General features: G+C 55.2%; 9 protein-coding genes. 4 read left to right on the top strand and 5 right to left on the bottom strand.

The features are described 5' to 3' along the window. Positions 1–145: 145 nt before the first annotated feature. On the top strand, positions 146–1555 hold the full coding sequence (locus JUJ53_RS16965) for a hypothetical protein (protein WP_204153210.1): 1410 nt from the start codon (positions 146–148) through the stop codon (positions 1553–1555). 200 nt (positions 1556–1755) lie between these two features. Then, positions 1756–2589: a 1,4-dihydroxy-2-naphthoyl-CoA synthase gene (gene menB, locus JUJ53_RS16960; RefSeq protein ID WP_204153209.1), complete on the top strand. Its 834-nt coding sequence runs from the start codon at positions 1756–1758 to the stop codon at positions 2587–2589. A 72-nt stretch (positions 2590–2661) separates the two neighbouring features. Here the strand turns inward: menB and JUJ53_RS16955 are convergent, their stop codons facing one another. Beyond that, positions 2662–4077 carry a pitrilysin family protein gene (locus tag JUJ53_RS16955; RefSeq protein WP_343327975.1) on the bottom strand — a complete coding sequence of 472 codons (1416 nt, stop codon included), beginning with the start codon at positions 4075–4077 and terminating at the stop codon, positions 2662–2664. Between the two features lie 227 nt (positions 4078–4304). Further along, the gene (locus JUJ53_RS16950) at positions 4305–5900 is read right to left on the bottom strand and encodes a pitrilysin family protein (RefSeq protein WP_239125135.1); all 1596 of its coding nucleotides are present in this window, start codon (positions 5898–5900) and stop codon (positions 4305–4307) included. A gap of 375 nt (positions 5901–6275) precedes the next feature. Here JUJ53_RS16950 and JUJ53_RS16945 point away from each other — a divergent pair, with 375 nt between their 5' ends. Together JUJ53_RS16945 and JUJ53_RS16940 are read left to right on the top strand one after the other, a co-directional pair. After that, on the top strand, positions 6276–7070 hold the full coding sequence (locus JUJ53_RS16945; RefSeq protein WP_204153208.1) for an MlaE family lipid ABC transporter permease subunit: 795 nt from the start codon (positions 6276–6278) through the stop codon (positions 7068–7070). Positions 7071–7338: 268 nt separating this feature from the next. Continuing rightward, positions 7339–8187, top strand: coding sequence for a M48 family metallopeptidase (locus JUJ53_RS16940; protein ID WP_239125134.1), 849 nt, complete (start codon positions 7339–7341; stop codon positions 8185–8187). Between the two features lie 116 nt (positions 8188–8303). Here the strand turns inward: JUJ53_RS16940 and JUJ53_RS16935 are convergent, their stop codons facing one another. The 3 genes from JUJ53_RS16935 to metH form a co-directional block, all read right to left on the bottom strand. Continuing rightward, positions 8304–8810, bottom strand: a complete 507-nt coding sequence (locus JUJ53_RS16935) for a pentapeptide repeat-containing protein (RefSeq protein WP_343327972.1) — start codon at positions 8808–8810, stop codon at positions 8304–8306. Positions 8811–8963: 153 nt separating this feature from the next. After that, complete coding sequence (locus JUJ53_RS16930; RefSeq protein ID WP_239125133.1) at positions 8964–9551, bottom strand: SRPBCC family protein; 588 nt, start codon at positions 9549–9551, stop codon at positions 8964–8966. Positions 9552–9911: 360 nt separating this feature from the next. Beyond that, positions 9912–13490, bottom strand: coding sequence for a methionine synthase (metH, locus tag JUJ53_RS16925; RefSeq protein ID WP_204153207.1), 3579 nt, complete (start codon positions 13488–13490; stop codon positions 9912–9914). Between the last annotated feature and the right edge of the window lie 453 nt (positions 13491–13943).

Here is a 13943-nt window from a genome sequence, read left to right as displayed (position 1 = left end):
CCTACTGGATCATTCCATTCTTGTTCGCCACAATTGGGTCAAGTTATACAACAGGCAGCCGACTCCTCCGGACTTCCAACCATCGCTCCTGTGGTACTGACCCAAGAGGGGCGATCGCCCCCAACCCTCCCTAAGGTGATCCTCGATGAGTACCCCCAAAGCCATCAACTCCCAAGACATTCTCGAATGGGTGCATGAAAAACAGCTTGCGTCGCTGCTGCAAGACGCCAAAACCCAGATTGATCAAGAACAGCTTGCGGTCGAAATTGAAACCGAAACCGATCGCCTCATGGACGAAACCTGCCATAAGCTGCAGACCCTCACCCTTGATGATGAAATCCAGCGAGAAATTGGCCATCTGCTCTATCAACTGCCGGATTTACGCAAGCTGAGAAATGTCTATCTGGTGCATATGGCCCGTAGCGCCATCGAACTCTTGCTGTCTAGCGCTCAACCCCCGTCCGATGTTTCCACCCCCAGCCTGCCCCCTGCCCTTAAGCATCGTAATCTAACCATCGCCCGCCGCATTCGCCGCCGCATTCGCTACGAGATTTTCGTTAACAACTCCCAGTCCACCATGTTGATTCTGGGGCTGGCAGGTTTCATCAGCATTTTTGCGATCGCTCCCTTTTTGATTTACCTGATCATTCAGGGCACCGCGCCGTCCTTGCAGGTAACCTCATCCTCGGGGCAAATCAGCATTCAGCCCAGTCGCAACATGTGGCTGCAGCTCCCAGACGGCAAGGAACAGATGTTGGACGCTAATGCGGGCTATACCCTGATGCCCCAAGCCAGCAGTAAGGCTGGGCAGACCCCAACCCCAGAGCCCACACCTCGCGCAGCTACGCCCACGCCTGAACCTGAGGTTGCGCCCACACCGGTACCCGACGCAGCATCCGCCGAGGATCTGGCCCCACCTCCCCCCACTGTATTTTCCCCGCTGGAGACTGCGCCTGCCCAGTTATCCCAGCAGGTGCCAGAGGAAGAGGTGGAGGAAGAGATAGGGGAAGAGGTAGGGGAAGAGGTAGAGGAAGAGGTAGAGGAAGAGGTAGAGGAGAGCGATCGCTCGTCTGCACCTACGCCCAGTGAACCCACAAGAGAACCTGAAGAGCCGATCAGCGAGTCTCGGGATATTAGTGTCGTGGCGATAGACGAGGGGACGCTGCGCAACACCGGTACGTTTTTTGAGAATGTGGGCATTCGCCTGTCGCTGCTGCTGATTGTGGTGATGGGCGGTGCTTTGGGTAGCTCGATTAGTGTGATTGTACGAGCCCAAAACATGGTCTATGGGCAACGTCCTGAGCCACTGGTGCTGTTTTTTACAGGGCTGCTCAAGCCTATTATTGGCATTGCCTTCGCCATTTTTATCTTTGCGGCCCTAGAGTCAGGCTTGGTTTCGGTGGGCAATCGCGAGCAAACCAATCGCACCTACCTGTATCTAGCGATTTCCTTTGTGGCTGGCTTCAGCGAGCGCTTTGTCCAGGATATTTTGATGAAAACGGAGCAAACCATGACACCATTTTCTCGGGAAGATTCAACCAAGCCGTTGATTTGACATGCTCTCCACCCATCTTGCCTAGCGATGGCGTGGGTATTTCTTAAGATTGCCCACAAAAAGTTCTGCTGCTCAACCTCCTTGGCCATGGCTGCAGCTTGCCTGTACCCACAGCGACATCGTGACAGGTTCCCCTAGATAGGCTAATCTCAGCATTGGGCTAGCTCAGCCCCGTCCGCCTATCGCGATTCCTGGTTCCTATGCAGATTGATTGGCAAACGGCTAAAACCTACGACGACATTCTCTATCACAAACTAGATGGCATTGCCAAAATCACCATCAACCGTCCCCATAAACGCAATGCCTTTCGCCCCAAAACGGTGTTTGAACTCTACGATGCCTTTGTCGATGCCCGCGAGGATCCAAGCATTGGAGTTGTGCTGCTTACGGGAGCTGGCCCCCACACCGATGGCAAGTATGCCTTTTGCTCCGGCGGCGATCAAAGCGTGCGGGGCATGGCGGGCTACGAAGATGAAGCGGGGGTGCCGCGTCTTAACGTGCTGGACTTACAGCGGTTAATTCGCTCCATGCCCAAGGTGGTGATTGCTCTGGTGGCTGGCTATGCCATCGGCGGTGGTCATGTGCTGCATATCCTCTGTGACCTGACGATCGCTGCTGACAACGCGATCTTTGGGCAAACGGGGCCGAAGGTGGGCAGTTTTGATGGCGGCTTTGGGGCCAGCTACCTGGCCCGGATTGTGGGACAAAAGAAGGCGCGGGAAATTTGGTTTCTCTGCCGTCAGTACAATGCTCAACAGGCTATGGACATGGGTTTGGTGAACCATGTGGTGCCGGTGGAGCAGTTGGAGGCGGAAGGGGTACAGTGGGCCCAGGAAATTTTGCAGAAAAGTCCCATTGCTATTCGCTGTCTGAAGGCGGCCTTGAATGCCGACTGCGATGGTCAAGCTGGCTTGCAGGAATTGGCGGGCAATGCCACCATGCTCTACTACATGACCGAGGAGGGCAGTGAGGGCAAGCAGGCGTTTTTGGATAAGCGATCGCCTGATTTTCGCCAATATCCCTGGCGTCCCTAGGAGAGTTTATCATCCATGGGCTGGGAGCTGCAGCCCCCAGCCCATAGCCTTTCTAGCCTTTGCTAACCTTTACTAGCCTCTAGGGGGAATGGTCACGTCAATGGGCGTGATCTCCATGCCTAGGTCACTGAGCGGCGGGTCAATCTCTGCAACATTACCCACGACTAAGGTCACCAACTTACTGGGATCCAAGTAGGTGCGGGCAGCGTTGAGGACATCCTCCGTGGTGGTATCAGCGATCGCTTGCTGGTACTGGAAGATAAAGTCTTCCGGATAGCCATAGTATTCGTAATTCATCACCCGCGAGAGGATTTGGCTGGGGCGCTCAAAGCTGAAGACAAAGGAATTGAGCACCGAGTCTTGGGCCCTGCTTAACTCGTCTTCGGTAATGGAACTGGTGCGCAGGGTTTCAATTTCGGCTTTCACCGATTCAATAAAGGGCACCGTGGCTTCCGATCGCGTTTGTCCACCCGCTACAAAGATCCCCGGATAGTCATAACGCGCTGACCAGAAAGCATAGACCACATAGGCCAAGCCCTGCCGCGATCGCACCTCGTTGACCAGCCGTCCACCCAGACCATTCATCACCTCGTTCATCACCGAGAGACTGGCATAGTTGGGGTCGTTCAACAGACCGCCTAGGTGGCCAATGCGAATGTTGCTCTGGGTGAGCTGGGGTTGATCGACCACGAATAGGCCTCCCGTCTGCACCTGCTCCACGGGCGGCAGCTCCGGCGTAGGCACGGGCTGGGTTGCTTGCCAATCGCCAAAGGTCTCTTCAATCAGCGATCGCATCTCGCGGGTCTCAAAATCACCCACAATCCCCAGCATCATGTTGTTGGGTTGAATATAGCGATCGTAAAACGCCACCATATCCTCGCGGGCAATATTGTCGAGGGTGCTGTATTCCAAGGTGCGGGCGTAGGGGCTATCCTCGCCGTAGATCAGTTTGCTAAACTCCCGGCCCAAAATGCTATCTGGATCATCATTACGGCGCGCGATTCCCCCTTCTCGCTGGGATTTAGCCAGGTCAATTTTTTCCTGGGGAAACGCTGGCTGACGAATCACCTCGGCAAACAGTTGCAGCACTTGGTCAGCATCTTTGGTGAGCGTATCAAAGCTAGCCGACCCCGATGCCCCGCCAATCCCCGTTTCAATGAAGGCGGCATCCTGCTCAAGGATTTGGTTAAGCTCATCAGCCGGATGAATGAGGGTGCCGCCGCTGCGCATCACCTCGCCGGTCAGACTTGCTAACCCCACCTGATCTCCTGGCTCCAAGCGATCGCCGGTGCCGAAAATGGCTGTACCGCTCACCAGCGGCAGTTCATGGTCTTCGATCAAAAAGACCTTGATGCCATTATCAAGCTCCACCCGCGTATAGTTGGGCACCTGGATTTCTGGGAGAGGTGCAAACTCTAGTTCGGTGTAATGCCGGGGTGTATCAGCCAAGGCGGGCGATCGCCCAAAGCCTAGCACCAGCACCACCATCGTCAGCCCCATGACCACGCCATAGCGGATCAGCTTGCGTTGCAGGCTAGCGTGCCACTGCTGGGGGGCGGTTTTGATCCACTGCCATCTCTTCAACCGCTGCATGATGTTGTTTTGCTCCTATGGGTCCAAGACATCAAGAATTTGTTCATCCAACCTTGGAGCCGCAGGGCAGCCCCAAGCGATTGGGTTTATGGGAGGGAGACCTGCGTCCAATCCTGGGCAGGCTAGGTTTCTTCCTGCTCTGCTAGCGGCAGAATCCGTCCTGTGGTGACATTGTCAGGGCGGAACATCGCCTGAGAAACCCGCATCACGTCTTCAGCGGTGACTTGATTAATAGCATCTAGCTCAGAAAAGAGATTGCGCCAACTGCCTGTTTTAGCTTGATAGGAGGCCAAGAGGCTAGCCATACCTTGATTGGAGGATAGGCTGCGCACCAGACTGGCCAGGGACTGGGTCTTGACGCGATCGAGTTCATCTGCCGTGACCGGTTCGGTACGCAGGCGATCGAACTCTTGATTCATCGCCGTTTTGATTTCATCCACCGTATGCCCCGGCGCGGTGAGTCCATAAAACAGCACCAAATTGGGGAAGCGATCGCCCGGAAACCCATCCGCAGCGCCCATATCCAAGGCAATGCGTCCATCCTGCACTAAGGACTTGTAGAGCCGAGACGTGCGTCCATAGGTCAGAATACCGTTGATCACGGTGTAGACGGCATGGTCGGGATGGTTGAGGTCAGGGCGGTGGTAGCCCTCTAGATACCAAGGTTCTGAGTTGAGGTAGAGGGTGACGTCCCGAGGTTCGGTTTGGGGTGTCAACTCGGCCACCACATCGGGCGCATTGGGGCGATCGGGGTAGCGGCTGAAGTAGATCCGCGCCAGTTGCCGCACTTCCCGAGGATCAACATCGCCCACCAGGGTCACGGTCATGCGCCGAGGGGTGTAGTGGGTGGTGTAAAAGTCGTAGATATCATCCCGGGTCATATTCCGCAGATCGTCTTCATAGCCGATCACCGGCCGACCGTAGATATAGTCAGGAAAGCTGGTTTCCAAAAATGCTTCAATCATTTTGCCAACGGGGGAATTGTCGGTGCGCATCCGCCGTTCTTCTAAAATGACGTCCTTTTCTTCATAAAACTCGCGAAACACGGGGTCGAGGAACCGCTCCGATTCCAGCGACATCCAAAGCTCTAGCTTATTGGCCGGTAGGCTATAAAAATATCGGGTAGCGTCAGCCGATGTGGTGGCATTCAAGCCTACGCCGCCGGCCTCTTCCACAATGCGCCCAAATTCATTTTGGTTGACATAGGTGGCTGCCTCTTCCTGCACGGCATCAAATTCTGCCTGCAGTCTTGTCTCCTCGTCGATATCACCCGCCGCCCGCGCCGCCAAGATCTGGTCAAATAGCTCATCCAATTGATCGAGCAGGGGACGTTCGGCCTCATAGTCGGAGGTGCCTACAAGGGAGGTTCCCTTAAAGGCCAAATGCTCTAGATAGTGGGCTGCGCCGGTCTTGCCATCTTCTTCCTCCGCTGCCCCAACGTTGAAATGGATCATAAACGAGACCACCGGCGCTTGATGACGCTCCATGACAATGAAGCGAATGCCGTTGTCGAGGGTAAATTCTGTGATCTGATCGTCTACGCGATCGAGATAGGGCTGGATGTCGGTGGCCCGAGCAGATAAGGTACGGGCGATCGCACTAGGCTGGGGCACAAGCCAGAGCGTGACACTTAAGCAAAGACCCATGGCGATCGCTAGCATTCGCCATGGAGCCCAGCGGCCCCGTCCATCTTGCCCACTTGGGGTTTTGCATCGCATGGAGTATCGCATCATAAGGGGAGAAAACGTCGATAACTAAAAGGTAACAGCGCCGTTAGGGGTATGACAGCCCCACCATCCTTCAGCATAGAGAGTTTTCGTTCGTTCGTGGGTGTTTCCATCTGCTTCCTAGATCAGGCGAGGCCAGGGGTGCAATGCTTGCGCGATCGCCCTTATGGGAGAACCAGAGCCTTATACTGAAGCGTAGCTGGTGTATTCCAGTTTTGCCCTGGGAGCCAGACTAGGCTAGCGTGGGAAGCAGTCTTTGTGTCTAGTCTGTTCATGGGATGCTTGTCATCGGCGCGATCGCCCAGTATGCTGTTTCCCGTCTAACCCCCTTATACTCTTCCCAATACTCTTCCAAGGACACCTCCATTGAGCGGACAACAGAGCACGTCTAGTCTGAGTCGCTGGTTTCAGCGCCTGATTGCGGCAGCCCTCCTCGGCGGTCAAGTCGTCATCCATCTAGCCCGTGGACGCATTCATCGGCGCAATACCCTCGATCAAATGGCCATGGTGGGGCCAGAGTCGCTGTTGATTGCACTGCTCACCGCCAGCTTTGTGGGCATGGTCTTTACGATCCAAGTTGCCCGAGAATTTATTGCCTTTGGAGCCACAACGGCCGTCGGAGGCGTGTTGGCCCTGGCTTTAGTACGAGAACTAGCGCCGGTGTTGACCGCTGTGATTTTAGCTGGACGGGTTGGATCTGCCTTTGCTGCAGAAATTGGCACCATGCGCGTGACCGAGCAAATTGATGCCCTGCAAATGCTCAAGACTGACCCGATCGACTACCTGGTGATTCCTCGGGTGATTGCCTGCTGCGCCATGCTGCCGATTCTAACGCTGCTGTCGTTTTTGACCGGGCTCGGCGGTGGGATGTTGATCTCGGAAGGGCTCTATGACATTTCCCGCACGGTGTTTATCGACTCGGCCCAAAGCTTTCTCTCCGTCTGGGATCTGGTCAGTGCTTCCATCAAGGCTGGGGTCTTTGGGCTACTGATTGCCATCATTGGCTCTAGCTGGGGCTTAACCACCACTGGAGGAGCCAAAGGCGTAGGGCAATCTACGACCACGGCCGTTGTGACCATGCTGCTGGCGATCTTTGTGTTTAACTTTTTTCTCTCTTGGCTGATGTTCCAAGGACCAGGCAGTGCTTCCCTGGCAACCTAACTGGAGACAATCCTTGGGGATAATCTTCATCGATCGCCCTCGATTATCGTGGCTGGGATGACCCATGCACGGATGGGTATGATGAAGGTAGTCCATGGATAGGTGTTGGCGTTGAGAGAGCGATCGCTCCTTCGGCAACATCGGAGATGCTCCTGGCGTCATGGTATGTAGCAATTGTTTCCTGCGCCTCAGTCCGTCATCACCTTGGCTAACGCTCGGTATGGCGTCTGGTGTATCTCAAGCCTGTTTGAATTCAACTCTTACTACCATGATGAACTTCCTCCCCACGCTTTATCGTCAACTTCGCCGCCGCTGGTTTTATGGGCTGATGTCTGTAGTCATGGCGTTAGGTCTGGTTCTGGGCACACCGCAGCCAGGCCAGGCTCTGAGTTTCCTTGAATTAATTTTTCGAGGCATTCAGGTCATTCAGTTGTCCAACATGTCTGACTCCCAAGAGGTGCAGATTGGTGGACAAATCAATGAACAGTTGGTGACGCAGCAATTTTCGCTCTACACCAATCAATCGGTGAATGCCTATATTGATGAAATTGGTCAAGCCCTCGTGCCCTACAGCGATCGCTCTGACATTCCCTACGTCTTCCAAGTGGTGGATGATGAGCAGGTGAATGCTTTTGCGACCATGGGCGGCTATGTCTATGTCACTACAGGGCTGATTGAAGAAGCAGACAACGAGGCAGAATTGGCCAGCGTGATTGGCCATGAAATTGGTCATATTGTCGGTCGTCACGCGGTGAAGCAAATGCGCGAACGGGCGATCGCCGCTGGTGTAGCCTCCGCGGCAGGGCTGGATCGCAACACAGCCGTAGCGATTGGGGTTGAGCTAGCCATTAACCGACCCAACAGTCGCCAAGATGAATATGAGGCCGATGAGCTAGGGCTAGCCAATCTTGTCGAGGCTGGCTATGCTCCGTCTGCCATGGTGTCGTTTATGGAAAAACTATTGGGCGGTGGCTCCGTCCCGACGTTCCTCAGCACACACCCCAACACGGCTGACCGGATTGAACGCCTCAACGGCATGATCGATACTGAGACGGCTGATGTGGGCGAGGGGCTAGACGGTGCTGCTTATACAGCACGGATCGCGCCCCTGAGCTAGATGTCCGTTGCTCAGACAGGTCAAGCTAGGAAGCGATCGCCCCCCTCAGCCCACTTTCCGGGCTGGGCTGAGGGGTTGACCGGGTGAGATCGTCCGCTAGGAGACTGTGGAACCATCTAATTGCAGTCTCGATTTTCGATCGTTTGGTCGGGCATGACCGTCGCGCATAATCTTGCAGCTTCTAGCGCAACGGGATCTATCGAGGAATGGCTGAGGTCTGCTGATTCGAGATCGGCTCCCTTGAACTGGGCACCTCGTAGATCTGCACCCCTTATCCGGGCTCGCTGTAAGTTAGCGGATTGTAAGTTGGCGTTGACTAAAATAGCGTCATCCAAATTAACGCGCATGAGATTGGCCTGCTGTAAGTTAGAGCCAATCAGGAGCACATCGCGTAAATTGGCCTGCTGAAGGTTGGCCTCTTGGAGGTTGGCTCCTCTTAAATCAGCTCGCTGTAAGTCGAGGCGCTGCAAATTGGTACCCGACAAGTCACAGGTTGGGCAGGCATTCGTGTCGAGCAATTGCTCGACCTGATCCGAATGGGACGCACAACTGGCGATCGCCAGTAGCCCTAAAATCAGACTGGTTCGGCTTAGAGCACAACAGATCACAGTTCGACTCGACACAGCATCCCCACCTTCAACGACATCTTGCGGGTTTTCTAAACTCCCAATGCAGGGACGACCTGCTTCGCTAGTCAACGATAGTCTAGCAGCCGAATGCAGAACGATACGAGAAGATGCTCAACGCTTCTCCTAACACCTAGAATCGGAAACCGGTTACACGCTGCACCAGAGTGGTTGTCCTATCCAGAGGCTAACGCTGCCGACCATGAGCGTCAGGCTGAGTAAGTCTTGAAAGCTACTGCGAACAGGGCGTGAACCACCGGGTAGAGCAGCAGATAGACGATCTTGTTCGGCGGCATGAACAAGGCGATCAACCACTTTCTCTGCATAGGGACGAATAATAGACCACACCAGGGGAGAGAGCCAGCCCTTGAGGGTCACAGAGTAGGAAATATAGCTGCCGCACAGGGTGGATTCCACCCGATAGGTGACGCGTTCTTCCACCCCTGGCATGGCCATGATCCGAATGCTCAATAGCTCTCGGGGATTGACCCGTTCAACAAAAATGCGGATGGGAATGGGCGATAGCCGAGTGACGGCCTCAAAAATTAGGCCGGGCTTCGGGAGCAGCCCCCGAGGTACGTTGGTGCGTGCCAAAATGGGATGCCAGGAAACATCAGCAAAATTCACCACCTTTTGCCATAGCTCATCTGCCGAGGCAGAGCTTAGGGCTCGGTATGTGCCGACTAGGGGATGCATCAGGCGATCGCGGCGGGTGAATTTTGTCCAAAACCCAAGCATTTCACAACGCTCCTACATGTTATTCGTCAGGTTCAGCCATCGGGGTTAATCGAAGCTGAACCCATTGCGCATGGACTCCATGATTATCATAGAGGCTTGTCCTTCGGTCGTCGTCTCACTAGAGGATGTCTTCATGCTTTGCAATGGGGCATGAGTGATCGCTCTAGGGTAGAGGCGATCGCTGCTCGTCATCATGGCTTAAGCGATCGCCCCTAAAGCATTTCATTCTAACGCGTTGCCCGCTGTCACCTGGCACAATCCTGAAGCATTGGGGAGCGATCGCTGTTCATGATCTAGACTGTTCCCCAGCTCATACCAGCACATCAACGAGCCCCGAGCATCCCCCTTAGGCGAGAAACCTTAAGCGCTAAAGTATTTGGCTTGAGGATGGTAGGCAATAATCGCTGTGGTGGACTGCTCTGGATAGAGCTGTTCACTCTCGTCCATATGTAACTGAATGCGCTGCGTGTCCAACAGTTCCAGCAGCACATACTGATCCTGCATATTGGGGCAGGCAGGATAGCCGAAGCTGTAGCGCGATCCTTGATAGCGCTGGGCCAGGACATCGCGAATCGTCGTAGGATCCTCTGCGCCAATACCCAACTCCCGACGAATGCGGGCATGGGTCCATTCGGCTAAGGCTTCCGCGACCTGCACCGCTAGCCCATGGAAGTAGAGGTAGTCGGTATATTGGTTGCTGTCAAACAACTGCTTGGCATAGGCTGTTGCCCGTTCCCCCACCGTCACCGCCTGCATGGGAAACACGTCAATCTGCCCGGAGTCTACCGGCGCAAAGAAGTCGGCAATGCACAACCGCCGCAGCGATCGCTGCCGAGGAAACTGGAAGGTGGCCAGGGGCTGGTCGGCTGTCCTGGTGGGATGCTCGGGATTGTAGAGATGCAGGGCATTGCCGTCGGCCTGGCAGGGGAAATAGCCGTAGACCACTTGGGGTTGCAGTAGGTGCTCATCCAGGATCTTTTGTTTCCAGTGATCGAGGATCAGATAGACCTTCTCGGCGAGGAAGGCGTCGTAGTCTTCCCGAGACTGGCCCTTGGGTTTGCGGAACTGCCACTGCCCGGCCACCAAGGCCTGCAGGTCGAGATACCACAGCACTTCCTCCATGGGAATATCGGCAGGGTTCAGCACCTGGGTGCCCCAGAAAGGCGGGGTGGGACGGGGAATATCCAGGGCGATCGCCTCTGATCGTTGGGTGTTAGCGGGTTCGTCTAGGGTTGGAGCGTCAACGTCGTCGCTTGTCTCAACCGTCGCCTCTTCCTTCACACCACCATCCAACGACAGATCAGGCTGCTCATTCAAGAATCCTTTGAAATCATCCCACTCCCCCTGCCCCTTGGCCGGCATGAGCTTATCCATGAAATGCAGATCGGCAAAGGCATCCTTGCCATAGATCACCCGACCGTTATAGGCATGTTGGCAATCTTCATAGACGAACTTCGGCGTCAGAGCTGCACCGCCCAGAATCACCGGCACCGTGATGCCGCGTTCATTGAAGGTTTCTAGGTTCTCCTTCATAAACGCCGTCGATTTCACCAGCAGGCCGCTCATGGCGATGCAGTCGGCGCGGTGGGTTTCGTAGGCGTCGATAATGCTGTCCACTGGCTGTTTGATGCCGAGGTTAATCACCCGATAGCCGTTGTTGGACAGGATGATATCCACAAGGTTTTTGCCAATGTCGTGAACGTCGCCCTTGACGGTGGCAATGATCACGGTGCCCTTGCCGGTATTTTGGTCAGAGGCTTCTTTGTCCATAAACGGCTCTAGGTAGGCCACGGCCGCCTTCATGGTTTCAGCCGATTGCAACACAAAGGGAAGCTGCATCTGCCCGGAGCCGAAGAGGTCTCCCACTACTTTCATGCCATCGAGGAGGAAGGTATTAATGATCTCCAGGGGTGCATAGTGGTTTAGGGCCTGGGCAAGGGCGTCTTCTAGACCAATGCGTTCACCATCAATGATGTGCTGTTTGAGCTGTTCCTCAATGGGCAGGGCTTTCACCTGGGAGCGATCGCGTTTGGTGGTCGCTCCTTCAAACAACTGGGTGAGTTCTGTGAGGGGATCGTAGATGCAGACATCGCCCTCAAACTGCCGTTCATCAAAGATCAACTGTCGGCAGACGGTTTGATGGTGGGGATCAATTTTAGCCAAGGGCAGAATCTTGGAGGCGCTGACAATGGCAGCGTCCAGCCCTGACTCCATGGCCAGGTGCAGGAACATGGAGTTGAGCGCGACTCGGGCAGCCGGGTTAAGCCCAAAGGAAATGTTGGAGATGCCAAGTACAATGTGGACGCCGGGCAGGTTTTGGCGGATTTGGGCGATCGCTTCCAGAGTCGCTTTACCATTGGCCCGATCTTCTTCGATCCCGGTGGAAATCGGCAGCGCTAGGGGATCGTAGAAAATTTCATGGGCAGGAATGCCAAAGTCTAGGACATCGCGGTAGGCCCGCTGAGCAATGGCAACCTTGCGTTCGGCCGTGCGCGCCATGCCCTCTTCATCGATGGTGCCAATCACCACGCCCGCCCCGTATTGCTTGGCGAGCTCTAGCACTTTCAGGAAGCGCTCTTCCCCATCCTCATAGTTGGTGGAGTTGAGCAAGCATTTGCCGCCGGCCACCTTCAGCCCCGCTTCCATCTTTTGCCATTCCGTGGAGTCGAGCATCAGGGGCAGCGTGGCATTGGTCACCAGGCGTGACACCAGGTTATGCATGTCCTTGACGCCATCGCGACCCACATAATCGACGTTCACGTCTAGAACATGGGCCCCTTCCTTGACCTGGGATTTGGCCAAGGCCACGAGACCATCCCAGTCTTCCTCATTCAGCAAGGTGCGGCATTTTTTCGAGCCGCTGGCGTTGAGGCGTTCGCCAATGATCAAGAAGGAGTTGTCTTGGTCGTAGGGCTGGGCCGAGTAGATGGAAGCGGCGGCGGGGGTGTAGTGCAGTGGTAGCCGAGGCACGATCGCTTGCCGCACGTCGCGGGGGTGGGGCGCGAGCTGGGTCGCCAGTTCCGATAGCTGGGCAATGTGATCGGGACGGGTGCCGCAGCAGCCCCCTACTACTTGCACTCCCCAATCTTCCACAAAGCGGGTCAGGGCCATGCGCAATTCCATCGGTGTCAGCTTGTAGTGGGCGTGCCCGCCGACATTTTCCGGCAGCCCCGCGTTGGGAATGCAGGACACCACAAAGGGCGACTGTTCGCAGAGGTATTTGATATGCTCCATCATGCGATCGGGGCCGGTGGCGCAGTTGAGCCCCAAAATGTCGATGGGATAGGGTTCTAAAATGGCCAGCACGGCGCTGATGTCTGAGCCCACCAGCATGGTGCCCGTCACTTCCATGGTCACCGATACCATCACGGGTCGGCGATCGCCCTTAGCTTGAAACACCTGTTCGATGGCATTCAGCGCCGCCTTAATTTGCAGCACATCCTGACAGGTTTCCACAATGAACAAATCCACCCCGCCATCCAATAAGCCCTCCACCTGTTCCACAAAGGCATCTTTGAGAGTGTCGTAGTCAATATGCCCTAGGGTCGGTAGTTTGGTGCCCGGCCCCATGGAGCCGGCCACAAAGCGCGGCTTATCGGGGGTGGAAAACGTTGCCGTCACCGACTTGGCCAATTCCGCCGCCGTTTTGTTGAGCTCATAGGCGCGATCGCCCAAGTCGTATTCGGCCAAGACAATCGACGTACCGCCAAAGGTATCAGTCTCAATCACATCGGCCCCGGCTGCCAAAAAGTCTGCATGGACTTTGCGCACGGCCTCCGGAGCCGTGATGACCAAATATTCGTTGCAGCCTTCATACTCTGGCCCACCAAAGTCAGCGGCCGTCAGGTCTTGCGCTTGTAAAGACGTCCCCATAGCTCCGTCAAACACAATCACGGGACGACTGGGGTGATGAAGACGATCGAGAAAAGCAGGGGTCATAGTCAACGTCGGTCTACAACTAGGTCTAGAAACGGTCAGATGCAGAACCATAGGCGATCGCCCCTCCCCAACACAGCCCTAAGGAATGTAGGAAGGGAACCAAGGGTTCGGGCTATACAAGTCTGTTTCTATCAGTATGCCAATACTCGGACAGTCAATACAATTGCTGGCGATGAGTTGCTGGAAATGAGTTGCCGGAAATGAGTTGCCTAAGGTGTGGCGGAGGGCGATCGCTGCCATCGTTCCCAAACCTCTCAACCAAGATGAGAATAAATACTAACCATTGGGGCAGACTAAAGAGCGGGGTGTTCTCCGGATTCAATCCGGTCTAGGGTGAAATAAATAGGGTAGAACTGTAGGATCAGCGGCAAGACCTTGGTCTGCGTTAGCCTACAGATGTCTCTCTCCGTGTCTCGGCAGCCGCCGTCAAGAAGACATGTGATCAACCTGACA

This window comes from Leptolyngbya sp. CCY15150 (assembly GCF_016888135.1).
GTDB lineage: Bacteria > Cyanobacteriota > Cyanobacteriia > RECH01 > RECH01 > RECH01.
Note: the sequence above shows the minus strand (reverse complement) of the source record. Positions and strands in the feature narration are given on the sequence as shown.

Excerpts from the sequence above, each read along its gene's own strand:
- JUJ53_RS16940 (WP_239125134.1), top strand. The coding sequence starts at position 7,339 with ATGATGAACTTCCTCCCCACGCTTTATCGTCAACTTCGCCGCCGCTGG.
- JUJ53_RS16950 (WP_239125135.1), bottom strand. The coding sequence starts at position 5,900 with ATGCGATGCAAAACCCCAAGTGGGCAAGATGGACGGGGCCGCTGGGCT.
- menB (WP_204153209.1), top strand. The coding sequence starts at position 1,756 with ATGCAGATTGATTGGCAAACGGCTAAAACCTACGACGACATTCTCTAT.
- JUJ53_RS16965 (WP_204153210.1), top strand. The coding sequence starts at position 146 with ATGAGTACCCCCAAAGCCATCAACTCCCAAGACATTCTCGAATGGGTG.
- JUJ53_RS16930 (WP_239125133.1), bottom strand. The coding sequence starts at position 9,551 with ATGCTTGGGTTTTGGACAAAATTCACCCGCCGCGATCGCCTGATGCAT.
- JUJ53_RS16955 (WP_343327975.1), bottom strand. The coding sequence starts at position 4,077 with ATGGTGGTGCTGGTGCTAGGCTTTGGGCGATCGCCCGCCTTGGCTGAT.
- metH (WP_204153207.1), bottom strand. The coding sequence starts at position 13,490 with ATGACCCCTGCTTTTCTCGATCGTCTTCATCACCCCAGTCGTCCCGTG.